The organism is Pseudomonas fluorescens (assembly GCF_004683905.1).
Taxonomy (GTDB): domain Bacteria; phylum Pseudomonadota; class Gammaproteobacteria; order Pseudomonadales; family Pseudomonadaceae; genus Aquipseudomonas; species Aquipseudomonas putida_A.
This window is the reverse complement of the sequence record NZ_CP038438.1, coordinates 422529-445879: the sequence shown is the minus strand read 5'-3', so window position 1 is coordinate 445879 and position 23351 is coordinate 422529. Positions and strand designations below refer to the sequence as shown.

Here is a 23351-nt window from a genome sequence, read left to right as displayed (position 1 = left end):
GTGCTCTACGACTGTAAAGCAGCTATGCAGAATTAACGGTCACCCGAGCAGTAGTACCTGGCATTCGCTGTGGAACTGCACAGCAGAAAACGGGTACTCGTCTCAGGACAATGGAGCGTCGTAGATGAGTAACAAGAATAACGATGACCTGAAGTACCAAGCCTCGGAAAACACCCTGGGGCTTAATCCCGTCGTTGGGCTGCGCGGAAAGGATCTGCTGGCCTCTGCTCGAATGGTGCTGAGCCAGGCCATCAAACAACCGATCCATAGCGTCAAGCACGTGACCCATTTCGGTCTCGAACTGAAGAACGTGCTGTTCGGCAAATCCGAACTGCAACCGGCCAGCGATGACCGTCGCTTCGCTGATCCGGCGTGGAGTCAGAACCCGCTCTACAAACGTTATCTGCAAACTTACCTGGCGTGGCGCAAGGAGCTCCATTCCTGGATCGACGACAGCAGCCTGTCACCCAAAGACATCGCGCGCGGCCACTTCGTGATCAACCTGATGACCGAAGCCATGGCCCCGACCAACACCGCCGCCAACCCGGCGGCGGTCAAACGCTTCTTCGAGACCGGTGGCAAAAGCCTGCTCGACGGCCTCTCGCATCTGGCCAAGGATCTGGTGCACAACGGCGGCATGCCGAGCCAGGTCAACATGGGCGCGTTCGAAGTCGGCAAGAGCCTCGGCGTGACCGAAGGCGCGGTGGTGTTTCGCAACGACGTGCTGGAGCTGATCCAGTACAAGCCGATCACTGAGCAGGTCCACGAGCGTCCACTGCTCGTGGTGCCGCCACAGATCAACAAGTTCTACGTTTTCGATTTGAGCCCGGACAAGAGTCTGGCGCGCTTCTGCCTGCGCAATAACGTGCAGACTTTCATCGTCAGCTGGCGCAACCCGACCAAGGCCCAGCGCGAGTGGGGCCTGTCGACCTACATCGATGCGCTCAAGGAAGCAGTCGACGTGGTCACGGCAATCACCGGCAGCAAAGACGTGAATATGCTCGGCGCCTGCTCCGGTGGCATCACCTGCACAGCCCTGCTCGGCCACTATGCCGCCCTCGGCGAAAAGAAGGTCAACGCCCTGACCCTGCTGGTCAGCGTGCTCGATACCACGCTGGACAGCGACGTCGCCCTGTTCGTCGACGAGCAGACCCTCGAGACCGCCAAGCGTCACTCATATCAGGCCGGCGTGCTCGAAGGCAAAGACATGGCCAAGGTCTTCGCGTGGATGCGCCCCAACGACCTGATCTGGAACTACTGGGTCAACAACTACCTGCTGGGCAACGAGCCACCGGTGTTCGACATCCTGTTCTGGAACAACGATACGACTCGACTGCCGGCCGCGTTCCACGGCGACCTGATCGAGATGTTCAAAAACAACCCACTGATCCGCCCCAATGCACTGGAAGTGTGCGGCACGCCGATCGACCTCAAGCAGGTCACCGCCGACATCTTTTCGCTGGCCGGCACCAACGACCACATCACCCCGTGGAAGTCCTGCTACAAGTCGGCGCAGCTGTTTGGCGGCAAGGTCGAGTTCGTGCTGTCGAGCAGCGGGCACATCCAGAGCATCCTGAACCCGCCGGGCAACCCGAAATCGCGCTACATGACCAGCGAAGGCATGGCCGCCAATGCCGACGAATGGCAAGAGAACTCGACCAAGCACACCGATTCCTGGTGGCTGTACTGGCAGGCGTGGCAGGCCGAGCGCTCGGGTAATCTGAAAAAGGCACCAACCAAACTCGGCAACAAGGCGTACGCGCCAGGTGAAGCATCGCCGGGCACTTACGTTCATGAGCGGTAACTGACACACCTCATCCCCCTGTGGGAGCGGGCTTGTGGTGAGGGGACTCATCCCCGATGGGTCGCGCAGCGGCCCCAAAACCTGCATTCGCGGCAACTATGATTCTCCGCGTTTGAGGGTGTGCGACTGCTTCGCAGTCGATCGGGGATAAATCCCCTCGCCACAATGCCCGCTCCCACAAGGGATTGGAGGTGATATTGAGATTGACCCACAGGGCCTGAAGCATGCCGCAACCGTTCATTTTCCGTACCGTCGATCTGGATGGGCAGACCCTCCGCACCGCGGTACGCCCCGGCAAGCCTCATTTGACGCCCTTGCTGATTTTCAACGGCATCGGCGCCAACCTGGAGCTGGTGTTTCCGTTCGTCGCGGCGCTGGACCCGGATCTGGAAGTGATCGCCTTCGACGTACCCGGTGTCGGCGGCTCGTCGACGCCCAACCGGCCTTATCGCTTTCCCGGGCTGGCGAAGCTGACGGCGCGGATGCTCGACTACCTCGACTACGGCCAGGTCAACGTGATCGGCGTGTCGTGGGGCGGCGCGCTGGCGCAGCAATTCGCCCACGACTACCCCGAACGCTGCAAGAAACTGGTGCTGGCAGCGACTGCGGCCGGCGCCTTCATGGTGCCGGGCAAGCCGAAAGTGCTGTGGATGATGGCCAGCCCGCGGCGCTACATCCAGCCGTCCCACGTGATCCGCATTGCGCCGTTGATTTACGGCGGCTCGTTCCGCCGCGACCCGACCCTGGCCGCCAGCCATGCGGCGAAAGTGCGTTCGGCGGGCAAGCTCGGTTACTACTGGCAGCTGTTCGCCGGCCTCGGCTGGACCAGCATTCACTGGCTGCACAAGATCCATCAGCCGACTCTGGTGCTGGCCGGCGACGACGATCCGCTGATCCCGCTGATCAACATGCGCATGCTCGCCTGGCGCATCCCCAACGCCCAGTTGCACATCATCGACGACGGTCATTTGTTCCTGATCACCCGCGCCGAAGCCGTGGCGCCGATCATCATGAAATTCCTTGAGGAGGAACGGCAGCGCGCCGTGATGCACCCGCATCCGACCCCACTGGGCGGATAAATCACGGCGGCAGGCTTTATGCAGGGTTTTGAACAACGTGCGCGGCAGGAAGCCGCGCAGGCAGCAACCCGTAACAGCGACTATGGTGTTCTGGTTCGGTGAGTTTGTTTTTGACCTGAAGACGAAGGAGTGTTGAGTCATGCGCGACAAACCTGCGACGGGCGTAGTGCCCAGTCCCGCCGTGTTCATCAATGCACAAAGTGCAATGACCGGCCTGCGTGGGCGGGACTTGCTCTCGACCTTGCGCAGCGTCGCCGCCCACGGTCTGCGCAACCCGCTCCACAGTGCGAAACACGCCTTGAAACTCGGCGGCCAGCTCGGTCGCGTGCTGCTCGGTGAAACCCTGCACCCGACCAACCCGCAGGACGCGCGGTTCGCCGATCCGGCGTGGAGCCTCAATCCGTTCTACCGGCGCAGCCTGCAGGCGTATCTGGCCTGGCAGAAACAGGTCAAGAGCTGGATCGATGAAAGCAGCATGAGCGAGGACGATCGCGCTCGCGCGCACTTCGCGTTCACCTTGCTCAACGATGCCGTCGCGCCCTCCAATACCTTGCTCAATCCGCTGGCGGTCAAGGAGCTGTTCAATTCCGGCGGCCAGAGTCTGGTGCGCGGCCTGAGCCATCTGTTTGATGATCTGCTGCACAACGATGGCCTGCCACGCCAGGTTACCAAGCAGGCGTTCGAGGTCGGCAAGACCGTCGCCACCACCACCGGCGCCGTGGTGTTTCGCAACGAGATGCTCGAGCTGATCCAGTACAAGCCGATGAGCGAAAAGCAGTACGCCAAGCCGCTGCTGGTGGTGCCGCCGCAAATCAACAAGTACTACATTTTCGACCTCAGCCCGCAGAACAGCTTCGTCCAGTACGCGCTGAAAAACGGCCTGCAGACCTTCATGATCAGTTGGCGCAACCCGGACGTACGCCACCGGGAATGGGGCCTCTCGACCTACGTCGAAGCGGTGGAAGAAGCGATGAACATCTGCCGGGCGATCACCGGCGCGCGCGAGGTGAATCTGATGGGTGCCTGCGCCGGTGGCCTGACCATCGCCGCGCTGCAGGGTCATCTGCAGGCGAAACGGCAACTGCGACGGATCTCCAGTGCGACCTATCTGGTCAGCCTGCTCGACAGTGAGATCGAGACCCCGACCACCCTGTTCGCCGACGAACAGACCATCGAAGCGGCCAAACGCCGCTCCTACCAGCGAGGCGTGCTCGACGGTCGCGACATGGCCAAGGTGTTTGCCTGGATGCGGCCCAACGATTTGATCTGGAGCTACTTCGTCAACAACTACCTGCTCGGCAAAGAGCCCCCGGCCTTCGACATTCTCTACTGGAACAACGACAACACCCGCCTGCCCGCCGCGTTCCACGGCGACCTGCTGGACTTCTTCAAGCACAACCCGCTGACCCACCCGGGCGGGCTGGAAGTCTGCGGTACGCCAATCGACCTGCAGAAAGTCACCGTCGACAGCTTCAGCGTGGCCGGCATGAACGACCACATCACGCCGTGGGACGCGGTGTACCGCTCGACCCTGCTGCTCGGTGGCGAGCGACGTTTCGTACTGTCCAACAGTGGGCACGTGCAGAGCATCCTCAACCCGCCGAGCAACCCGAAAGCCAATTACGTCGAGAACGGCAAGCTGAGCAGCGATCCGCGCGCCTGGTACTACGACGCCAAGCGCGTCGACGGCAGTTGGTGGCCGCAGTGGCTGGAGTGGATACAGCAGCGCTCCGGCACGCAGCACGAAACCACGTTTACCCTCGGCAACCCGAATTATCCACCGATGGAGGCAGCACCCGGCACCTACGTGCATGTGCGCTGACGCTTAACCGAACTTTTCTAAGAAGACTGGATGAAAACCCGCGACCGGATTCTCGAATGTGCCCTGCAACTGTTCAACGAAAAGGGTGAGCCCAACGTCTCCACCATGGAAGTTGCCAACGAAATGGGGATCAGCCCCGGCAATCTCTACTACCACTTTCACGGCAAGGAGCCGTTGATTCTCGGCCTGTTCGAACGCTTCCAGAACGAACTGGCGCCGCTGCTCGATCCGCCATCGGATGCCGAGCTGGCGCCAGAGGATTACTGGCTGTTTCTGCACCTGATCGTCGAGCGCCTGGCGCAGTACCGGTTTCTGTTCCAGGACCTGTCGAACCTCGCCGGGCGCCTGCCGAAACTGGCCAAGGGCATTCGCAACCTGCTCAACGCGCTCAAGCGTACGCTGGCGTCCTTGCTGGCGCGGTTGAAGGCTTCGGGGCAACTGGTCAGTGATACCCAGGCGTTGGGGCAACTGGTGGAGCAGATCACCCTGACCCTGCTGTTCTCGCTGGACTATCAGCGGATTCTCGATCGAGAGGGTGAGGTCAAACTGGTGGTGTACCAGATCATGATGCTGGTGGCGCCGCATCTGCTGCCGCCGGTGAAAGTGGCGACGGAGCGGATGGCCCTGCAATACCTCGAAGATCACGAATGAAATCAAGAGCCCCTCACCCTAACCCTCTCCCAGAGGGAGAGGGGACTGACCTTATTGTCTTACGCGATACGGCGACCTGAAAAATCCAGTCGATTATGGATTCAATACGACACTTTCAGGTCGGTGTAAGGCTGAAGCATCCCCGAATCGGCCCCCTCTCCCTCGGGGAGAGGGCTGGGGTGAGGGTAAGCTTTTAAAAAGCACAAACAAAAACGCCCGACCTTCACAGGCCGGGCGTTTTGTTTTGCCCTGAAAAATCAGGACTGACTGGTTGGCGTCGACGGGGTCGATGCAGCAGTCGGGGTGGCTACCGGAGTCGGTGCAGCGGCGGAGTTCGACGCGCTGGCCGGGGTTGCCGGGGTGGCTGGCTTGGCTGCTGCGGGTGCAGCTGGCTTCGGAGCAGCGGCCTTCGGCGCGGCCGGTTTTTTCACTGCCGGTTTTTTCGCCGCAGCCGGTTTGGCCGCAGGTTTGGCAGCCGGTTTCGCGGCAGCGGTTTTCGCTGCTGGCTTGGCGGCTGGTTTGGCCGCGGACTTGGCCGCAGGTTTCGCAGCCGCTTTGGCAGCAACCGGTTTCGCGGCAGCCTTGGCGGCTGGTTTGGCAGCGGCCGTTTTAGCAGCAGGCTTGGCGGCAGCGGTTTTTGCCGCGGGCTTGGCCGCAGCTTTGGCAGGTGGTTTCGCAGCCGCTTTAGCCAATGGCTTGGCGGCGGTTTTGGCTGCCGGTTTGGCCGCTGCGGTTTTCGCCGCGACCGGTTGGGTTTTCAGACCAGTGAGTTTCTCGATCTGCTTGGTCAGGGTCTCGACCTTGCTGTGCAGCGCTTTGACTTCATTGCGGCTAGGCACACCCAGGCGCGAAATCGCGCTGTTCAGGCGCTTGTCGAAAGCCCCTTCCAGCTCGTCCCACTTGCCCAGTGCGCGATCTTTCACGCCGCTGATGCGCGACTTGGCCGAAGAAGCGGAATCCTTGGCGGCATCGACTTTCTTTCCGACTGCCGACTTGGTGAGCTTCTCGGCTTTCTCGCCGTCTTTGACCAGTGACTCGAAGAGCTTGCTGCCGTCAGTGTCGATCTTCGAGTACACGCCTAAACCAGCCAGCCAGATTTTGCGGGAGTAGTCTTCGACTTTCCCAATCCACGAGCTGCCTTCTTTATCGGTGTTCTTTTTACCAGCCATCCCGTTCTCCTTAAGATTTACGCGCGACGCGTTCGAGCAATGCCGTCAGCTCATCGAGCTTAGCAGAGAGTGTCTCAACGTCATGTTTAGACGGAATGCCGATACGATTCAAGGCGCTTGCTACACGGGAGTCGAACGCCTTCTCGACCTTGTCGAGCTGAACTTCGACGCGACCTTTGAACGAGCTGACTTCATCCTTGGCTTCGTCGATCTCGGCATTGGCGGCTTCGAGTTTTTCGGTGACGACTCTTTTGCCTTTCTTTTCAACAGTTTGACCAGCCTTGATCAGCTCTTGAAAGTAGTCGCTGCCCTCTTGGCCGACCTTGGTGTAGGCACCCAGGCCTGCCAGCCAGATCTTGCGGGCATAGGATTTGACGTCGCTCAGAGCAGAAGTCGAAGCGTCGATTTTTTTCTTCAGAATGACTTTGGCCATGGTGCACCTCACGCGCAGAAGGTTTGAGGAACTGCCCGCAGATGTGTCGGGCTCAGGCACAAAGTAGGGAGAAAAATTAGAAACGGCACCCTAACAACTGACATAAACAGCGGGAGCACCACCAAACAAATGTGGGAGCGGGCTTGCTCGCGAATGCGGTGTACCAGTCACGAGAAATGTCGACTGTTGCACCGCATTCGCGAGCAAGCCCGCTCCCACAGGAGAATTTCATTTCCGGCAGAAATCAGACCAGCGCTTTGTCCAGCGCCTTCTCGATCTCGGCTTTGATCATGCCGCTCATGGCCGACATCATGATGCCCAGTTCCACGTCGACACGGATCGAGTCGTCGGCCACATGCACCGCGCCTTTCACGCCCGAGCGCTTGAGGTTCAGGGTGTCGCCCGACCACTGCGGCTCCAGGCCATATTGATCGGAGAGTTTCTGCGCCAGCTTGTCGGCCTTCTCGCGGGCGGCTTCCTTGCCCAGGCTGTGGGCACGCTCAACACTGATTTTGGCCATCGAATGACTCCTGCTTGATGAATAGGTGACGGTAAATCTTGACCGCGTCTGCGGCAAATCGTCCCGAAGGTCGCCCATCTTACCTTTAGCCATTCCAAGACAAAGCATGGCTTGGGGATTAGAATGTCGCGCATTCTCTTTTGGTGACAGCGATATGACTGATCAGCGCAAAGGCAGCGATGCCGAACCCACCACTCACTTCGGTTTCAAAAACGTTCCGGAAAGCCAGAAAGCGGAAAAAGTCGCTGAGGTGTTCCACTCCGTAGCCGCGAAGTACGACCTGATGAACGACCTTCTGTCGGGCGGCATGCACCGTCTGTGGAAGCGTTTCGCGATCGAACTGTCCGGTGTGCGCAGCGGTAACCGCGTGCTCGACATCGCCGGCGGCACCGGTGACCTGACCAAAAAATTCTCGCACCTGGTTGGCCCGACCGGTCAGGTGGTATTGGCCGACATCAACGAATCGATGCTCAAGGTCGGCCGTGACCGTCTGCTGGATCTGGGTGTGTCGGGCAACGTCGAATTCGTTCAGGCGGACGCGGAAAAACTGCCGTTCCCGGACAACCATTTCGACTGCGTGACCATCGCCTTCGGCCTGCGCAACGTGACGCACAAAGAAGACGCCCTGCGCTCGATGCTTCGCGTGCTCAAGCCCGGCGGCCGCCTGCTGGTGCTGGAGTTCTCCAAGCCGACCAACGCGCTGATGTCGAAAGCCTACGACGCCTACTCGTTCGCCTTCATGCCACTGATGGGCAAGCTGATCACCAACGATTCGGAAAGCTATCGCTACCTGGCCGAATCGATCCGCATGCACCCGAATCAGGAAACCCTGAAGTCGATGATGGTCGACGCCGGTTTCGACCGCGTGACCTATCACAACATGACCGCAGGCATCGTCGCCCTGCACCGCGGCATCAAGCCCTGATGTTGCTCACCGGGCTGCTCGCCAGCGTCGAACTCGGCCTCAACCGGGTGCTGCGTCTCGACAGCACGGCGCTGCCGCGGCTGGCGCATCTGACCGGCAAAGTGATTGCCGTCGATTGCCGCAGCCCGGCGCTGCAACTGTTCATCCTGCCCAGCGATGAGGGCCTGATGCTCGCCTCGCACTGGGAAACCGGCGTCGACTGCACGCTGCGCGCCCCGGCCTCGAGCCTGGTGAAACTGGCCCTGAGCAAAGACAAGACCGCGGTGCTGCACGCCCCGGAAGTCGAGCTCGACGGTGACAGCGGCGTGCTGCTGGAACTGGCCGGGGTGCTGCAGGACCTCGAGCTGGACTGGGAGTACGAGCTCTCGCGCTGGCTCGGACCGGTCGCCACGCAACTGATTGGCGGTCACCTGCGCAGCCGCGCACGCTGGTATCAACAAGGATTTGCCAGCCTCAACCAGAACCTCGCCGAATACCTCGCCGAAGAATCGCGCACCCTCGTCGGGCAGCGCGAAGCCGAAGCGCGATTCAGCGAACTGGACCGGATCAAACTTGATCTGGAACGTCTCGAGGCGCGCTTCGAGCGCCTTTCCCGATCCCTCGACCCAAGCGATAACGCATGAAGCTGCTTGCCGTCCGCCGTCTGTTGCGCATCCAGCGCGTCGTGATCCGCTACCGCCTCGATGACCTGCTGTTCGAGCTGCCGCTGCCCTGGTTCCTCCTGGCGCTGCGCTACGTGCTGCCGTGGCGCTGGTTGCCGCGCAAGCCGCTGGAGCTGAGCCGTGGTGCGCGTCTGCGCCTGGCGCTGCAGGATCTGGGGCCGATTTTCATCAAGTTCGGGCAGATTCTTTCGACCCGCCGCGACCTGCTGCCGGAAGACATCGCCGATGAGTTGATGCTGCTGCAGGACCGCGTGCCGCCGTTCGATTCGCAGCTGTCGATCAAGCTGATCGAAGAACAGCTGGGCAAGAAGATCAGCGAAGTGTTCAGCCGTTTCGACGTCGAACCGCTGGCCTCGGCCTCGGTGGCGCAGGTGCATGCCGCACAACTGAAGACCGGCGAAGAAGTGGTGGTCAAGGTGATCCGTCCGGGCCTGAAACCGGTGATCGCCCAGGATCTGGCGTGGCTGTTCATCCTCGCCCGCGCCGCCGAAAAAGTCTCCGCCGACGCCCGCCTGCTGCACCCGGTGGACGTGGTGCAGGACTACGAAAAAACCATCTACGACGAACTCGACCTGCTGCGCGAGGCGGCCAACGCCAGCCAGTTGAAGCGCAACTTCGAAGGCTCGCCGCTGCTCTATGTGCCGCAAGTCTATTGGGACTGGTGCCGGCCGAAAGTGCTGGTGATGGAGCGCATCTACGGGATTCAGGTGACGGATCTGGCGACCCTCGCCGACCAGCGCACCGACATGAAAATGCTCGCCGAGCGCGGCGTGGAGATCTTCTTCACCCAGGTGTTCCGTGACAGTTTCTTCCACGCCGACATGCACCCGGGCAACATCTTCGTCAGCACCGTCAATCCGTGGAGCCCGCAGTACATCGCGATCGACTGCGGTATCGTCGGCAGCCTGACCCCGGAAGACCAGGACTACCTGGCACGCAACCTGTTCGCTTTCTTCAAGCGCGATTACCGCCGTGTGGCGCAGTTGCATATCGATTCGGGCTGGGTGCCGGCGGAAACCAAACTCAACGAATTCGAAGCGGCGATCCGCACCGTATGCGAACCGATCTTCGAAAAACCGTTAAAAGATATTTCATTTGGCCAGGTGCTGATGCGCCTGTTCCAGACTGCGCGGCGCTTCAACATGGAAGTGCAGCCGCAACTGGTTCTGCTGCAGAAGACTCTGTTGAACATCGAGGGCCTTGGCCGTCAGCTGTACCCGGATCTGGATCTGTGGAACACCGCGCAGCCGTTCCTCGAGCGCTGGATGCGCGAGCGCGTCAGCCCGAAAGCCTTGCTCGGCAACGTGCAGAGCCAGTTCGAACAGCTGCCGCACCTGGCCAACATGGCCCGTGACCTGCTCGAGCGCATGTCGCAACCGCACGCCTACGACCCGCCACCACCGTGGCACAAACGCAAGGACGACTGGTTCCTGCGCCTGCTCGGTTGCGCGCATCTGGCGGGCGGGACGATCCTCGCAGCCGGCGGCCCGTTGCACGAACTGGGGCATTGGCCGGCGGGCATCATGGTGGCCGTCGGCTTGTATCTGGTCGTTCGCCGATAGCCAGTTCGCTGATCGGCTGGCACACTGTTTCAACGCCTGAACCTGACAATTGAAGTGCGGGTTCGCTGTCGGAGTCGAAGATGAAAAACTGGCTGGACGAGATCAAGTGGGACGCAGATGGCCTGGTGCCGGCGATTGCCCAGGATCACAAGACCGGGCGCGTGCTGATGATGGCCTGGATGAACCGCGAAGCGCTGGAACTGACCGCTGCGGAAAACCGTGCAATCTACTGGTCACGTTCCCGTGGCAAGCTGTGGCGCAAGGGCGAAGAGTCCGGCCACGTACAGACCCTGCATGAAATGCGCCTGGACTGTGATGCCGACGTGATCATCCTGATGGTCGAACAGATCGGCGACATCGCTTGCCATACCGGCCGTCAAAGCTGCTTTTACCGCGTCTTCGAAAACGGCGACTGGAAAACGGTCGACCCGGTTCTGAAAGACCCGCACGCAATCTATTCCGCAGGACACAAACATGAGTGACACCCTGACCCGCCTCGCTCAGGTACTCGAAGAGCGCAAAGGCGCAGCGGCCGACAGCTCATATGTAGCTAGTCTGTATCACAAGGGCCTGAACAAGATTCTGGAGAAAGTCGGCGAAGAGTCGGTCGAAACCATTATTGCCGCCAAGGACGCCGCCATCAGCGGTGACTGCAGCGATGTGATCTACGAGACTGCCGACCTGTGGTTCCACAGCATGGTCATGCTCGCCCAACTGGGGCAGCATCCGCAGGCCGTGCTGGATGAACTGGATCGTCGCTTCGGTCTGTCCGGACACGTCGAGAAAGCCTCGCGTCCGTCCGCCTGAACAATTTTTAGAGAGGAACAGCAACATGGGCATTTTTGACTGGAAACACTGGATCGTCATTCTGGTAGTCGTGGTGCTGGTGTTCGGCACCAAGAAACTGAAAAACCTCGGCACCGACGTCGGCGAGTCAATCAAGGGCTTCCGTAAAGCCATGAACGATGACGAAAAACCGGCCGCCGATCCGACCGTAACGCCTGCGCAACCGGTACCGCCGGTGCAGCCGCAAGCCACCGCTCAGGCCAACCCGCCGCACACCATCGACGTGCAGGCGCAGAAAGTCGAAGAGCCGATCCGCAAAGACGTGTGAGACTGACAAATGTTTGGTATCAGCTTCTCTGAACTGCTGCTCGTCGGCCTCGTTGCCCTGCTGGTGCTGGGTCCCGAGCGTCTGCCGGGCGCTGCGCGCACCGCCGGCCTGTGGGTCGGCCGGCTGAAGCGCAGCTTCAACGCGATCAAACAGGAAGTTGAACGTGAAATCGGTGCCGACGAAATCCGTCGGCAACTGCACAACGAGCACATTCTGTCGCTGGAGCAGGAGGCGCGGAAGATTTTCACGCCGGTTCAGCAGGAGCCGACGCCGGTTGAGCATGTGGGTGAGCAGACGATTCACAGCCCTGCTGCCGCGACGGCGCCACCAGCACCTGCTGCCGTTGTAGCTCCGACAGAAACGGCGCCAGCCGCCGTGGAACCATCTGTTGAACACGTTGCGCCAAACGCCGCGCCGATTACACCCGCGCCTCACGACCCAACACTGCCGCCGCGAGCCCCATGAGCGATCTCCCTGAAAACGACCAGCACATGCCGCTGGTATCGCACCTCACCGAGTTGCGCACCCGCCTGCTGCGTTGTGTGGCGGCGGTGTTCATCATCTTCGCCGGGTTGTTCGCCTTCACCCAGCAGATCTACACCTTCGTCTCGACGCCGCTGCGCCAGTACCTGCCGGTCGGCGCGACGATGATCGCCACGGATGTGTCGTCGCCGTTCCTGACGCCGCTGAAGCTGACGATGATGGTCTCGCTGTTCCTCGCGATTCCGGTGATCCTGCATCAGATCTGGGGCTTCATCGCGCCGGGCCTGTACAAGCATGAGAAGCGCATCGCCGTGCCGCTGCTGGTGTCCAGCATCCTGCTGTTCTACACCGGTATGGCGTTCGCCTATTACTTCGTGTTCCCGCTGATCTTCAAGTTCTTCGCCGCCGCCACCCCGGCCGGCGTGGAAATGATGACCGACATCACCAGTTACCTCGACTTCGTGATGACGCTGTTCTTTGCCTTTGGTGTCGCGTTCGAAATCCCGGTGGCCGTGGTGCTGCTGGTGTGGATCGGCGTGGTCGACGTCAAATACCTGAAGAAGATCCGCCCGTACGTGATCATCGGCTGCTTCGTGGTCGGCATGATCCTCACCCCGCCGGACATCTTCTCGCAGACCCTGCTGGCGGTACCGATGTGGATGCTGTTTGAAATCGGCATTCTGTTCGGCGGCCTGATCAGCAAGCGCGAACGCCCGGACGAAACACCGGCCGACGATCACAACGACCAGCCGCCAGCGACCCAGGCATGAACCTGCTGTTGCTCGAAGAGGCCGACTTCATCGCGGCCGACCGCGTCGTGCTGCGTGACCGGCGCCTGACCCACATGCAGGAAGTGCACCGCTCGGAAGTCGGTGACAGCCTGCGCGTGGGACGGATCAATGGCTTGATGGGCTCGGCTGAGCTGCTTCGCCTTGAGGCCGGTGAAGCCGAGTTGCGTGTCACCCTCGATCAACCACCACCGGCCAAGCTGCCATTGACGCTGGTATTGGCCCTGCCCCGCCCGAAGATGCTGCGACGGGTGTTCCAGACCGTGGCGACCATGGGTGTGTCGAAGGTGATTCTGCTCAACAGCTACCGGGTCGAGAAGAGTTTCTGGCAGACGCCGTTTCTCGAGCCGGAAGCGATTCGCGAGAATCTGATCCTCGGCCTCGAACAGGCCCGCGATACCGTGCTGCCGGAAATCATCATCGAGAAACGCTTCAAGCCGTTCGTCGAAGATCGCCTGCCGGCGATCAGCGAAGGCACCCTCGGTCTGGTCGGCCATCCCGGTAACTTCCCGCCCTGCCCGCGCGCATTGAGCGAACCGGTGACGCTGGCGATCGGCCCCGAGGGTGGCTGGATCCCCTACGAAATCGACCTGCTGGGCAAGTCCGGCCTGCAACCGGTGCAACTGGGCGAGCGCATCCTGCGCGTCGAAACCGCCGTCACCGCCCTGCTCGCCCGCCTTTTCTAAAAGTACTGTGGTGAGGGAGCTTGCTCCCGCTTGGGCGCGAAGCGGCGATTGCTCTTCCTTCAGATGAAAATGTGTTTGCCGGTTTTGCGACGGCTGCGCCGCCGGGCGGGAGCAAGCTCCCTCGCCACGATGTCACTGCGCTTCAGACAAATCGGGTTACAGATTGCCATCACCCAGCCGATACAGTCCCCACAAGTCCAATTAGTGGTCCGAGGGGAGTCGTCGCATGTACCGTTGGTTAGCCGAGAATCTTGGGAACGTCAGCGTCAAACGCAAACTGGGCATCGGTTTCGGCCTGGTGCTGTTGCTCACCCTGCTGATTACCTTTACCGGCTGGACCGGCATGGGCGGCATTATCAGCCGTGGCGACAAGCTCGGCTTCATCTCCAGCCTCAATGAACTGACCAAGGACCTGCGCCTGGCGCGTCTGGACTATGAAGCGCGTCGCGGCGAACAAGGCCCGGGCGCGGTCAACGAGTTGCTGGCCAAACTCGCCAGCGGCTTGCAAACCGCGCGCGGCCTGATCGAGCAGCCCTCAGATGCGGCGATGGTCGATCAGCAACTGGCCGCTGTCGCCGAGTACAAACGTGCCTTCGCCGACATGACACAGGCCACCGTGCAGCGTGAGGATGCGCGCAGCAAGCTCGGCGCCAGTGCTGACAATGCCGTGGCCAAAGTCTCGGAAGTCGAGAAATCCATGCTGCAAGGGGACAGCGTCGCGCAATTCAACAGCGTGATCGAACTGAGCAAACTGTTGCAGCAAGCGCGCTATCAGGTGCGCGGCTATACCTACAGCGGCAAGGCCGAGGCGGAGCAGCCCGCGCTGGACGCCATCGACAATGCACTGAAAAACCTCGACAGCCTGCCGGCGAAACTGCCCGAACAGCACATCGCCAACCTGCAACAGGCCACCGACTCGATCAAGGCTTATCGCGCGGCGGTCGCCCAGTTCCGCGACTCGCAGGTGAACAATGCCAAGGCCGGGGCAACCATGACGGCTCAGGGCGACATCTTGCTCGACGTCAGCAAGAAGCTCACCGAATCACAAACCGTGGTGCGCGACACCGATGCCGCGCACGCCAAGAACATGCTGATCATCGCCACCCTGCTGGCCGTGGCCTTCGGTTTGCTGGCCGCGTGGGCGATCACCCGGCAGATCATCATTCCACTGAATCAGACCCTGAAGGTCGCCGAGCGCGTGGCTGCCGGCGACTTGACCCACAACCTGGTGTCACAGCGTCGCGACGAACTCGGCCAGTTGCAGCGCTCGATGCAGAGCATGACCCAAGGCCTGCGCGAGTTGATCGGTGGCATCAGCGACGGCGTAACGCAAATCGCCAGCGCTGCCGAGGAATTGTCAGCGGTGACCGAGCAGACCAGCGCCGGGGTCAACAATCAGAAGATCGAGACCGATCAGGTCGCCACCGCCATGAACGAAATGACCGCCACTGTGCAGGAAGTCGCGCGCAACGCCGAGGAGGCTTCCGAAGCCGCCGTGGCCGCCGACCAGCAAGCCCGCGAAGGCGACAAGGTGGTCGGTGAAGCCATTGCGCAGATCGAGCGCTTGGCAGTTGAAGTCGGCCACTCCACCGAAGCCATGGGCGAACTCAAGCGCGAGAGCGACAAGATCGGCAGCGTGCTCGACGTGATCAAGTCCGTGGCCCAGCAAACCAACCTGCTGGCGCTCAACGCCGCGATCGAAGCAGCGCGTGCCGGTGAGGCCGGGCGTGGTTTTGCGGTGGTTGCCGATGAAGTGCGCAGCCTCGCCCAGCGCACGCAGAAGTCCACCGAAGAGATCGAGGAACTGATCGTCGGCCTGCAGAACGGCACCCAGCAAGTGGCGACGATCATGGACAACAGCCGCAGCCTGACCGACAGCAGCGTCGAACTGACCCGCCGTGCCGGTGGCTCACTGGAAAGCATCACCCGCACCGTCTCGGCGATTCAGGCGATGAACCAGCAGATTGCAGCGGCGGCCGAGCAGCAGAGTGCCGTGGCCGAGGAGATCAACCGTAGCGTGCTGAATGTGCGGGATGTGTCGGATCAGACGTCGGCGGCGAGTGAAGAGACCGCGGCGTCGAGTGTTGAGCTGGCGCGGCTGGGGACGCATCTGCAGATGCTGGTGGGGCGCTTCAAGGTTTGAGGTGATGCATTCGCGAGCAAGCCCGCTCCCACAGTTGACCTGGTTGTCCATGCGGACGCGGTCTAATGTGGGAGCGGGCTTGCTCGCGAAAGCGGTAGGTCAGACGCTGAAATTAAAGGACCTGACGCAGAAAGGCCTGCGCCCGCGGATCCTTCGGCGCATCAAAAAACTCCGCCGGGGAAGCATCTTCCAGCAGTTTGCCGTGATCGAAGAACAGCACCCGATCCGCCACTTCCCGGGCGAAACCCATTTCGTGGGTGACGCAGACCATGGTCATGCCTTCCACGGCCAGGTTCTTCATCACATCCAGCACTTCGCCGACCATTTCGGGGTCGAGGGCCGAAGTCGGTTCGTCGAACAGCATCACTTTCGGGTCCATCGCCAGCGCCCGGGCAATCGCCACGCGCTGTTGCTGGCCGCCGGACAGGCGTGATGGATATTCCCGAGCCTTCTGCGCAATACCGACCTTTTCCAGCAACGCCAAGGCCTTGGCCTCACTTTCCTTCTGCCCACGCTTGCGCACGACTTTCTGCGCCAGACAGAGGTTTTCCAGCACGGTCATGTGCGGGAACAGGTTGAAGTGCTGAAAGACCATGCCGACTTCGCGGCGGTAGGCGTTGACGTCGGTTTTCGGGTCGGCCAGTTGCAGGCCGTCGATGCTCACCGAACCCGAGTCGAATTCTTCCAGGCCATTGAGGCAGCGCAGGAAGGTCGACTTGCCCGAGCCGGACGGGCCGATCACCACCAGCACTTCGCCTTTGGCAACGGAAGTGGTGACGTTATCCACAGCCCGAACTACCTGGCCACGGGTGTCGAAGACTTTTACCAGATCGCGGACTTCAATCACTTTGCGCGAGCCTCCGCTCAAGCCGGCTGGCGATTTTCGACAGCGGCAGGTTGATCAACAGGTACAGGCCGGCGACGCAAAACAGGATCTCGAACGGCGAGAACGAGGTGGTGATGACTTCACGACCACTTTTCAGCAGCTCGGTAATCGCAATCACCGACACCAGCGAGGTGTCCTTGACCAGGCTGATGAACTGCCCGGCCAGCGGCGGCAGTACGCGTTTGAATGCTTGCGGCAGTACCACATGGCGCATCGACTGGCCGGCGCTCAGACCGAGCGAACGCGCCGCTTCGTTCTGGCCACGGGCAATCGACTGCACCCCGGAACGGATGATCTCCGCGACGTAGGCGCCGGTAAACAGCGACAGCGCGGCGATCCCGGCAAACTCGCGGGACAGGTTCATCACCGTGCCGATGAAGAAGTAGAAAATGAAGATCTGCACCAGCAGCGGCGTACCGCGCACCAGCTCGACGTAGATGCTCGACAGGTCGCGCAGGGTCGGGTTGCTCGACAGGCGGCACAGTCCGGTGACCAGACCGATCAGCAGACCGAGTACGCCGGACACCACCGACAGCCACAGCGTGGTCCAAAGGCCCCACAGCAGCGGCCCTGCCGCCCAATGCCGGGTCACGCCCACGACGTCGCCTTCCGCCACATCGTCGCCCTGAGCGAATTGCAGGCTGTTTTCGTCGACGGTCAGGTGCTGCTCGTCACCGGCGTCGTTGCGCAGGGTGACCTGCGCGCTACCGCCCTTGCGCACCAGCTCGGTGACGGTGGAGATATCGGTGGCACGCTGGGATTCTTCGGCCTGATAGGCGAAGTACTGCGGCACGCGGTTCCAGCGCCATTCGTAGGACATCAGCGACGTGGCGTAATACAACGCGCCCGCCAGGCCGACCAGCACCAGCACGGTCAGGACGTGCCAGGGCCATTGGGCTTTTTTCTGTTTCATTGCAGGTTCCGGATTTTGTGTTGCCTGGCAGGCCCTCTTCGCGAGCAAGCCCGCTCCCACATTTGGACTGCATTTCAAATGTGGGAGCGGGCTTGCTCGCGAATGGGGCGACTCGGTCTGACTGACCCAGTGTTATTCCATGTCCTTGAGCCACTCGGTGCTCTTGAACCACTTGTCATGGATGCGATCGTAGGTGCCGTCTTCGTGGATCTGGTGCAGGAAGTTGTTGATGAAGTTGATGCTGTCGTAATCACCCTTCTTCAGACCGAAGGCCAGCGGCTCGTAGGTGAACGGCTTGTCGAGGAACACCAGTTTGCCGGCGCCGACCTTGTTCACCGCGACCACGTTGTACGGCGCGTCATAGATGAACGCGTCAGCCTTGCCGTTGACCACGTCGAGCACGGCTTCCTGCTCGTTGTCGTAGCCGTGGTACTTGGCCTTGGCGATCAGCTTCTTGGCGACCATCTCGCCGGTGGTACCGAGCTTGGAGGTGATGCGGTAGTCGGCGGTGTTCAGGTCTTTATAGGACTTGATGGTGCCTTCCAGTTCCTTGCGGATCAGCAGGGTCTGGCCGACCACGATGAACGGTTCGCTGAAGTTCAGGCGCAGGTTGCGCTCCTGAGTCAGGGTCATGCCGCTGCCGATCATGTCGAACTTGTCGGTCATCAGGGCCGGGATGATCCCGTCGTAACCGGTGGACACCAACTCGAGCTTGACGCCCATGGCCTTGGACATGGCTTTGAGGATGTCGACTTCGAAGCCGATGATCTCGCCGCGCTTGTTGGTCATTTCGAACGGCATGTAGGTCGGATCCATACCGACTTTCAACGTGCCGCGCTTGACCGCGTCATCGATTGCACCGGCGTGCGCCGCATTGACTGCAACCAGTGCCGTGACGCCGACCAGCAGCATCGACAGATACTTCTTCATCTTCAAGTCCCCAAAACCATTGCAATTGCGGCGCGAAAACCGACTGAAATGGACAAGATCGTCCGGGCGCGCCAATTCGGGGACGGATGCTAACGCACTCGATTTTTTGCACAAGGTTTTATGGACGATTTGTTTAACAATCAAGGGCCACCCCTCACCCCAGCCCTCTCCCCAGAGAGGAGAGGGGGAAAGGGAGCCGATCGGGGAAATATTCGAAAGCTAAGTTCGACTCGATTTCTCAGGTCGATGCAACTCGAATATCCAATCCGGTCAGTCCCCTCTCCCTCCGGGAGAGGGTTAGGCGGGCGGCGTTCCGATGAGGGGGCTTTTCAGCGCCATAAAAAAACCCCGCTAGTTAGCGGGGTTTCTTCATCAGGCCGGTTGCGCCTGCAAGCTCACAGGCTTGAGTGGCAACAGCGGCGCATGCGGATCGGCTTTCACCGAAGCACGCCAGGCATCCAGCCATTCCTTGTGATCTTCGGACCAGACCAGCTCGTGCAGACGCGCCAGGGCCACCGGATCGCTCAGCAGTTGCAGGCGATCATGGTTGCTCAGTGCCGCCGGGCCAGCCTTCAGGGCGTGACGTACACGTTCCTGACGCAGCCATTCGATCGGCTCGGCCTGACCGTGACGGGCCGTCGCCAGCGAGCACGCCAGGGCGTTCTGCTGCGGATCGACCACGGCGCGGATGAAGCCGTCGTTCAGCGCGTGCCAGCGGTTCTCGTGGGTGTACTGATCGGTCGCCAGCAGCGCCTGTGGCGGATTATATTCCTCTGGGATGAGGAACAGGCTCTCGTCACGGGACTTGAGGCCCAGACCGACACGGCTGGAAATCACCGACACCGGGATCGACAGCATCAGCGAACCGACGATCGGCACCAGCCACCACAGGAAGCTCGGGTTCAGCCAGATCACCAGCAGCGCCCAGCAGAAGCCCAGCAGGGTCTGCGGACCGTGGCGCTTGACCGCCTCGCTCCATGGCGTGGAGTCGTCGTCACGCTGCGGCGAGTTCCAGGTCGCGGCCCAGCCGAGGAACGCGGCGAGGACGAAACGGGTGTGGAAAATCATCCGCACCGGCGCCAGCAGCATGGAGAAAAGCATCTCCAGCAGCATCGACAGGGTCACCTTGAACTTGCCGCCGAACTCTTTCGCGCCCTTGGCCCAGATCAGGATAATGCTCAGCAGTTTCGGCAGGAACAGCAGCACGATGGTGGTCGAGAACAGCGCGATCGCCTTGTCCGGGTGCCATTGTGGCCACAGCGGATAGAGCTGACGCGGTTCCAGGAAGTACTGCGGCTCCATCAGCGTGTTCACCGCCAGCAGCGCGGTCGACAGCACCAGGAAGAAGAACCACAACGGCGCCGACAGGTACGACATCACGCCGGTGAGGAACACCGCGCGGTGCACCGGGTGCATGCCTTTGACCAGGAACAGGCGGAAGTTCATCAGGTTGCCGTGGCACCAGCGACGGTCACGCTTGAGCTCGTCGAGCAGGTTCGGCGGCAGTTCTTCGTAACTGCCCGGCAGGTCGTAGGCAATCCACACGCCCCAGCCGGCACGGCGCATCAGCGCAGCTTCAACGAAGTCGTGAGACAGGATTGCACCGGAGAACGCACCTTTACCCGGCAACGGCGCCAGGGCGCAGTGGTCGATGAACGGCTTCATGCGGATGATCGCGTTGTGACCCCAGTAGTGGGATTCACCCAACTGCCAGAAGTGCAGACCGGCGGTGAACAGCGGACCGTACACGCGGGTAGCGAACTGCTGCATGCGCGCATACAGGGTGTCCATGCCCGACGCTCGCGGCGCGGTCTGGATGATCCCGGCGTCCGGCGTGGCTTCCATCAGGCGCACCAGACTGGTCAGGCACTCGCCGCTCATCACCGAGTCGGCGTCGAGCACGACCATGTACTTGTAGTCACCACCCCAGCGACGGCAGAAGTCGTCGAGGTTGCCGCTCTTGCGTTTCACACGGCGGCGACGGCGGCGATAGAAGATCTTGCCGAAGCCCTTAGCTTCACGGCAGACGTCCAGCCAGGCTTGCTGCTCGGCGACGCAGATATCGGTGTCGTTACTGTCGCTGAGGACGAAGAAGTCGAAGCGATCCAGATCACCGGTAGCGGCGACCGACTCGAAGGTGGCGCGCAGACCGGCGAATACCCGAGGCACGTCTTCGTTGCAGATCGGCATTACCAGCGCAGTACGGGCGTCTTTCGGAATCGGCTCGTTGCCGGCGCTTTTGCCGGAGATACGGTATTTATCGTGACCGGTGAGCAACTCGAGGAAGCCCATCAGTGCCGTCCAGAAACCGGCCGAGACCCAGCAGAACAGAATCCCGAACAGGATCAGGATGCTGGTCTGCAGCGCATACGGCAGCACTTGCGTGGCGGTTTGCAGCAGCGGCTGGTGCAGCACTTCGTCCAGATCGACGAACGACCAGCCCTGGTACGGCATGATGCCTTTCATGTACCAGCCGGCAACGATGGTCTGACCGAGCATCAGCAGCAACAGAATGTAGCGACGGATCGAACCTACCGTGCGCCAGCGCGCCGCCGGCAAGACGTTTTCGTCCTTCGGCGGCTGTGGCGGATTGGTGCGCCCGGTCAGGCGGCGCCAGCCACGCACCAGAATATTGGTGCGCCATGGCTCCGGCACGACTTTGGTCCGACGGATCGGCGGCGTCGCTTTCATGCTGACCCGACCGCTGGCGTCGAGCACCAGCATTTCCGCCTCTTCCAGCTCTTCGGCGGTGCTCAGGGTCAGGCGCTTGGCCACCGAAGCCTGGGCGGCTTCGGCAGGCGCGTCGAACGTCGGCGACGACAGGCGCTGGTGCAGTTCGCTGAAGGACTGGCAGCCCGCGAGTTCCGCGCGCTGCTCGTCGGTCATCGGCAGATGCGCCAGATACTCGGAAAGAGTCTCTGGCTGTACTTGAGAGTTACTCATCGGCAGGCAACTGATAGCTCCAGGTCTCGGTCAGGACTTCTTCAGTCGGTGCCGATTCCGGTGTGGCTGGGGCCGCGTTCGCAGCCGCTGGCTGCTTGGCGTCTTTGTTGGCCTTGTCCTTGGCATCTGCGGCTGGCTTGGCGTCGGCCTGTTTGGCCTCGGCTGCCTTGGCTTCCTTCTCGTCTTTCTCTTGTTGCTTGGCCGCGACCTTGTCCGCCTTGGCCACCGACGAATTCGACGCCGGTACCGAAGACTTGGCCAGATCAGCGGTGACCACTGGCTGTACCAGGGCAGCGCGCATCTCGGTGGACTTGCTCGCGTCCTTGATCTTCATCCGCAGGGTCAGGCGCCAGCCCTTGGTTTCCGGGTTGTAACGCACGCTGTTCTCGACCAGTTCGGCGTTATCGCCAACGCTGACCTGACTGCGCACGTCGGCATCCGGGGCCAGAGCCGCCAATGATGGACCTTCGAAGTCGACCAGGTAGGCAACGCTGCCATCCGGTTGACGGATCAGGTTCGACTGCTTGACGTCACCGGTCGAACGCAGCGTCTGCTTGACCCAGGCGCTGTCGGGGGCGTGAATCGCCGCTTCGTCCATGGTCCAGTGCAGGCGGTAGGCGAAGTCCAGCGGCTTGCCTGGCTCCGGCATGGTTTCCGGGCTCCAGAACGCAACGATGTTGTCGTTGGTTTCGTCGGCAGTCGGAATCTCTACCAGATCAACGGTGCCCTTGCCCCACTCGCCCTTCGGCTCGATCCAGGCGCTTGGGCGCTTGTCATAGCGGTCGTCGAGGTCTTCGTAGTGGCTGAAGTCGCGACCACGCTGCAGCAGACCGAAACCACGCGGGTTCTCGACGCTGAAGTTGCTCACGGCCAGGTGTTTCGGGTTGTTCAGCGGACGCCAGATCCACTCGCCGTTGCCGGCATGGATCGACAGACCGCTGGAGTCGTGCAGTTCACGACGGTAGTTGAGGACTTTCGACGGCTGGTTGGCGCCGAACAGGAACATGCTGGTCAACGGTGCGATGCCCAGTTTGCCGACCTTGTCACGCAGGAACATCTGCGCCTTGACGTCGACAATGGTGTCGCTGCCCGGACGCAGGATCAGGCGATAGGCACCGGTGGCGCGCGGCGAATCCAGCAGGGCGAAGATCACCAGATGCTTGTCACCCGGCTTCGGCTGCTGAATCCAGAACTCGCGGAAACGCGGGAACTCTTCGCCCGACGGCAGCGCGGTGTCGATCGCCAGACCACGGGCCGACAGACCGTAGGTGTGGCCCTTGCCGACGACGCGGAAGTAGCTCGCGCCGAGCATGGTCATGATTTCGTCTTGCTTGTCGGCCTTGTTGATCGGGTACAGCACACGGAAACCGGCGTAGCCCAGTTGCTCAGTGGCTTTCGGATCGAACTTGAGGTCGCCGAAATCGAAGCGGGTCGGATCGTATTTGATCTCTTCGACGGTGTTCGCCGTGATTTCGTTGATTTTCACCGGCGTATCGAAGTGCATGCCCTGGTGATAGAAGGACAGCTTGAACGGTGTCTTCTGATCAGCCCACTCAGCCTTTTCGGTGAGGAAGCGGATTTTCTGATAATCCGCGAACTTCATGTCACGGAATTCGTTCGGCAGGTTGCTGCGCGGGGCTTCGAACTTCTGCCCGGCCAGCTCTTTAGCCTTGGCTGATACATCGTCAAGATTGAACGCCCAAAGCTGGCCGGCGCTGAGCAGGCACAGGAGCGCCGAGCCGGCTACCAGGGCACTTCGCATGCGTTTGGCAGACATTTTTGCTGCATTACAGGGACTAACAATCACGAGCAACCCTCGCCGAAAACAGATCAAAAAA

General features: G+C 61.2%; 22 protein-coding genes and 1 pseudogene. 15 read left to right on the top strand and 8 right to left on the bottom strand.

The features are described 5' to 3' along the window. The first annotated feature begins 124 nt into the window (after positions 1 to 124). The 4 genes from phaC (E4T63_RS02020) to E4T63_RS02005 all read left to right on the top strand — a co-directional run bounded on the left by phaC (E4T63_RS02020) (position 125) and on the right by E4T63_RS02005 (position 5356). Complete coding sequence (gene phaC, locus E4T63_RS02020) at positions 125 to 1804, top strand: class II poly(R)-hydroxyalkanoic acid synthase (protein ID WP_135294786.1); 1680 nt, start codon at positions 125 to 127, stop codon at positions 1802 to 1804. A gap of 224 nt (positions 1805 to 2028) precedes the next feature. Then, a complete protein-coding gene (phaZ, locus tag E4T63_RS02015; RefSeq protein WP_027611303.1) occupies positions 2029 to 2883 on the top strand; it encodes a poly(3-hydroxyalkanoate) depolymerase in 855 nt (284 codons plus the stop codon). Positions 2884 to 3022: 139 nt separating this feature from the next. Further along, entirely contained in the window at positions 3023 to 4705 is a 1683-nt protein-coding gene (gene phaC, locus E4T63_RS02010; protein ID WP_103368731.1) for a class II poly(R)-hydroxyalkanoic acid synthase, read from the top strand. A 30-nt stretch (positions 4706 to 4735) separates the two neighbouring features. Continuing rightward, positions 4736 to 5356: a TetR/AcrR family transcriptional regulator gene (locus E4T63_RS02005; protein WP_027611301.1), complete on the top strand. Its 621-nt coding sequence runs from the start codon at positions 4736 to 4738 to the stop codon at positions 5354 to 5356. A gap of 257 nt (positions 5357 to 5613) precedes the next feature. On the opposite strand, the gene E4T63_RS02000 is transcribed toward E4T63_RS02005, so the two are convergent. The 3 genes from E4T63_RS02000 to E4T63_RS01990 all read right to left on the bottom strand — a co-directional run bounded on the left by E4T63_RS02000 (position 5614) and on the right by E4T63_RS01990 (position 7478). Further along, positions 5614 to 6525 carry a phasin family protein gene (locus E4T63_RS02000; RefSeq protein WP_135294785.1) on the bottom strand — a complete coding sequence of 304 codons (912 nt, stop codon included), beginning with the start codon at positions 6523 to 6525 and terminating at the stop codon, positions 5614 to 5616. 10 nt (positions 6526 to 6535) lie between these two features. Continuing rightward, the gene (locus E4T63_RS01995; RefSeq protein ID WP_027611299.1) at positions 6536 to 6958 is read right to left on the bottom strand and encodes a phasin family protein; all 423 of its coding nucleotides are present in this window, start codon (positions 6956 to 6958) and stop codon (positions 6536 to 6538) included. A gap of 244 nt (positions 6959 to 7202) precedes the next feature. After that, on the bottom strand, positions 7203 to 7478 hold the full coding sequence (locus E4T63_RS01990) for a polyhydroxyalkanoic acid system family protein (protein ID WP_003220859.1): 276 nt from the start codon (positions 7476 to 7478) through the stop codon (positions 7203 to 7205). 154 nt (positions 7479 to 7632) lie between these two features. Here E4T63_RS01990 and ubiE point away from each other — a divergent pair, with 154 nt between their 5' ends. The 11 genes and pseudogenes from ubiE (at position 7633) to E4T63_RS28880 (ending at position 15841) form a co-directional block, all read left to right on the top strand. After that, positions 7633 to 8403 carry a bifunctional demethylmenaquinone methyltransferase/2-methoxy-6-polyprenyl-1,4-benzoquinol methylase UbiE gene (gene ubiE, locus E4T63_RS01985; RefSeq protein WP_003220857.1) on the top strand — a complete coding sequence of 257 codons (771 nt, stop codon included), beginning with the start codon at positions 7633 to 7635 and terminating at the stop codon, positions 8401 to 8403. After that, positions 8403 to 9026: a ubiquinone biosynthesis accessory factor UbiJ gene (locus E4T63_RS01980; RefSeq protein WP_085732555.1), complete on the top strand. Its 624-nt coding sequence runs from the start codon at positions 8403 to 8405 to the stop codon at positions 9024 to 9026. The genes ubiE and E4T63_RS01980 overlap by 1 nt, the downstream gene beginning before the upstream one ends. Continuing rightward, a complete protein-coding gene (gene ubiB, locus E4T63_RS01975) occupies positions 9023 to 10627 on the top strand; it encodes a ubiquinone biosynthesis regulatory protein kinase UbiB (protein WP_027611297.1) in 1605 nt (534 codons plus the stop codon). The genes E4T63_RS01980 and ubiB overlap by 4 nt, the downstream gene beginning before the upstream one ends. A gap of 80 nt (positions 10628 to 10707) precedes the next feature. Next, positions 10708 to 11109: a phosphoribosyl-AMP cyclohydrolase gene (hisI, locus tag E4T63_RS01970; RefSeq protein WP_007909357.1), complete on the top strand. Its 402-nt coding sequence runs from the start codon at positions 10708 to 10710 to the stop codon at positions 11107 to 11109. Next, positions 11102 to 11434 carry a phosphoribosyl-ATP diphosphatase gene (locus E4T63_RS01965; RefSeq protein WP_003220849.1) on the top strand — a complete coding sequence of 111 codons (333 nt, stop codon included), beginning with the start codon at positions 11102 to 11104 and terminating at the stop codon, positions 11432 to 11434. Before hisI ends, E4T63_RS01965 begins: the two co-directional genes overlap by 8 nt. Positions 11435 to 11459: 25 nt before the next feature. Beyond that, the gene (locus E4T63_RS01960; RefSeq protein WP_003220847.1) at positions 11460 to 11741 is read left to right on the top strand and encodes a twin-arginine translocase TatA/TatE family subunit; all 282 of its coding nucleotides are present in this window, start codon (positions 11460 to 11462) and stop codon (positions 11739 to 11741) included. 9 nt (positions 11742 to 11750) lie between these two features. Further along, positions 11751 to 12206: a Sec-independent protein translocase protein TatB gene (tatB, locus tag E4T63_RS01955; protein WP_098966798.1), complete on the top strand. Its 456-nt coding sequence runs from the start codon at positions 11751 to 11753 to the stop codon at positions 12204 to 12206. Continuing rightward, positions 12203 to 12994 carry a twin-arginine translocase subunit TatC gene (gene tatC / locus E4T63_RS01950; protein WP_027611295.1) on the top strand — a complete coding sequence of 264 codons (792 nt, stop codon included), beginning with the start codon at positions 12203 to 12205 and terminating at the stop codon, positions 12992 to 12994. The genes tatB and tatC overlap by 4 nt, the downstream gene beginning before the upstream one ends. Then, positions 12991 to 13698: a 16S rRNA (uracil(1498)-N(3))-methyltransferase gene (locus E4T63_RS01945; protein ID WP_135294784.1), complete on the top strand. Its 708-nt coding sequence runs from the start codon at positions 12991 to 12993 to the stop codon at positions 13696 to 13698. The genes tatC and E4T63_RS01945 overlap by 4 nt, the downstream gene beginning before the upstream one ends. 226 nt (positions 13699 to 13924) lie before the next feature. Then, positions 13925 to 14938: pseudogene (locus E4T63_RS28885) on the top strand (methyl-accepting chemotaxis protein); the annotation flags it as partial. A 30-nt stretch (positions 14939 to 14968) separates the two neighbouring features. Beyond that, entirely contained in the window at positions 14969 to 15841 is an 873-nt protein-coding gene (locus E4T63_RS28880; RefSeq protein WP_415752809.1) for a methyl-accepting chemotaxis protein, read from the top strand. A 112-nt stretch (positions 15842 to 15953) separates the two neighbouring features. On the opposite strand, the gene E4T63_RS01935 is transcribed toward E4T63_RS28880, so the two are convergent. From E4T63_RS01935 to E4T63_RS01915, 5 genes are all read right to left on the bottom strand, one after another. Further along, complete coding sequence (locus E4T63_RS01935; protein WP_007961769.1) at positions 15954 to 16688, bottom strand: amino acid ABC transporter ATP-binding protein; 735 nt, start codon at positions 16686 to 16688, stop codon at positions 15954 to 15956. Then, positions 16681 to 17640 (bottom strand): amino acid ABC transporter permease, encoded by a 960-nt coding sequence (locus tag E4T63_RS01930; protein WP_027611292.1) that lies wholly within the window; start codon positions 17638 to 17640, stop codon positions 16681 to 16683. The genes E4T63_RS01935 and E4T63_RS01930 overlap by 8 nt, the downstream gene beginning before the upstream one ends. 132 nt (positions 17641 to 17772) lie before the next feature. Continuing rightward, a complete protein-coding gene (locus E4T63_RS01925; RefSeq protein ID WP_003220833.1) occupies positions 17773 to 18570 on the bottom strand; it encodes a transporter substrate-binding domain-containing protein in 798 nt (265 codons plus the stop codon). A 372-nt stretch (positions 18571 to 18942) separates the two neighbouring features. Then, positions 18943 to 21513, bottom strand: coding sequence for a glucans biosynthesis glucosyltransferase MdoH (gene mdoH, locus E4T63_RS01920; RefSeq protein ID WP_134785235.1), 2571 nt, complete (start codon positions 21511 to 21513; stop codon positions 18943 to 18945). After that, positions 21506 to 23290, bottom strand: coding sequence for a glucan biosynthesis protein G (locus tag E4T63_RS01915; RefSeq protein WP_167734086.1), 1785 nt, complete (start codon positions 23288 to 23290; stop codon positions 21506 to 21508). Before E4T63_RS01915 ends, mdoH begins: the two co-directional genes overlap by 8 nt. Positions 23291 to 23351: the final 61 nt, after the last annotated feature.

What these genes read in the sequence shown, in the direction of transcription:
- phaC (WP_135294786.1), top strand. Translation starts at nt 125, where the DNA reads ATGAGTAACAAGAATAACGATGACCTGAAGTACCAAGCCTCGGAAAAC.
- phaZ (WP_027611303.1), top strand. Translation starts at nt 2,029, where the DNA reads ATGCCGCAACCGTTCATTTTCCGTACCGTCGATCTGGATGGGCAGACC.
- phaC (WP_103368731.1), top strand. Translation starts at nt 3,023, where the DNA reads ATGCGCGACAAACCTGCGACGGGCGTAGTGCCCAGTCCCGCCGTGTTC.
- E4T63_RS02005 (WP_027611301.1), top strand. Translation starts at nt 4,736, where the DNA reads ATGAAAACCCGCGACCGGATTCTCGAATGTGCCCTGCAACTGTTCAAC.
- E4T63_RS02000 (WP_135294785.1), bottom strand. Translation starts at nt 6,525, where the DNA reads ATGGCTGGTAAAAAGAACACCGATAAAGAAGGCAGCTCGTGGATTGGG.
- E4T63_RS01995 (WP_027611299.1), bottom strand. Translation starts at nt 6,958, where the DNA reads ATGGCCAAAGTCATTCTGAAGAAAAAAATCGACGCTTCGACTTCTGCT.
- E4T63_RS01990 (WP_003220859.1), bottom strand. Translation starts at nt 7,478, where the DNA reads ATGGCCAAAATCAGTGTTGAGCGTGCCCACAGCCTGGGCAAGGAAGCC.
- ubiE (WP_003220857.1), top strand. Translation starts at nt 7,633, where the DNA reads ATGACTGATCAGCGCAAAGGCAGCGATGCCGAACCCACCACTCACTTC.
- E4T63_RS01980 (WP_085732555.1), top strand. Translation starts at nt 8,403, where the DNA reads ATGTTGCTCACCGGGCTGCTCGCCAGCGTCGAACTCGGCCTCAACCGG.
- ubiB (WP_027611297.1), top strand. Translation starts at nt 9,023, where the DNA reads ATGAAGCTGCTTGCCGTCCGCCGTCTGTTGCGCATCCAGCGCGTCGTG.
- hisI (WP_007909357.1), top strand. Translation starts at nt 10,708, where the DNA reads ATGAAAAACTGGCTGGACGAGATCAAGTGGGACGCAGATGGCCTGGTG.
- E4T63_RS01965 (WP_003220849.1), top strand. Translation starts at nt 11,102, where the DNA reads ATGAGTGACACCCTGACCCGCCTCGCTCAGGTACTCGAAGAGCGCAAA.
- E4T63_RS01960 (WP_003220847.1), top strand. Translation starts at nt 11,460, where the DNA reads ATGGGCATTTTTGACTGGAAACACTGGATCGTCATTCTGGTAGTCGTG.
- tatB (WP_098966798.1), top strand. Translation starts at nt 11,751, where the DNA reads ATGTTTGGTATCAGCTTCTCTGAACTGCTGCTCGTCGGCCTCGTTGCC.
- tatC (WP_027611295.1), top strand. Translation starts at nt 12,203, where the DNA reads ATGAGCGATCTCCCTGAAAACGACCAGCACATGCCGCTGGTATCGCAC.
- E4T63_RS01945 (WP_135294784.1), top strand. Translation starts at nt 12,991, where the DNA reads ATGAACCTGCTGTTGCTCGAAGAGGCCGACTTCATCGCGGCCGACCGC.
- E4T63_RS28880 (WP_415752809.1), top strand. Translation starts at nt 14,969, where the DNA reads ATGCAGAGCATGACCCAAGGCCTGCGCGAGTTGATCGGTGGCATCAGC.
- E4T63_RS01930 (WP_027611292.1), bottom strand. Translation starts at nt 17,640, where the DNA reads ATGAAACAGAAAAAAGCCCAATGGCCCTGGCACGTCCTGACCGTGCTG.
- E4T63_RS01925 (WP_003220833.1), bottom strand. Translation starts at nt 18,570, where the DNA reads ATGAAGAAGTATCTGTCGATGCTGCTGGTCGGCGTCACGGCACTGGTT.
- mdoH (WP_134785235.1), bottom strand. Translation starts at nt 21,513, where the DNA reads ATGAGTAACTCTCAAGTACAGCCAGAGACTCTTTCCGAGTATCTGGCG.
- E4T63_RS01915 (WP_167734086.1), bottom strand. Translation starts at nt 23,290, where the DNA reads ATGTCTGCCAAACGCATGCGAAGTGCCCTGGTAGCCGGCTCGGCGCTC.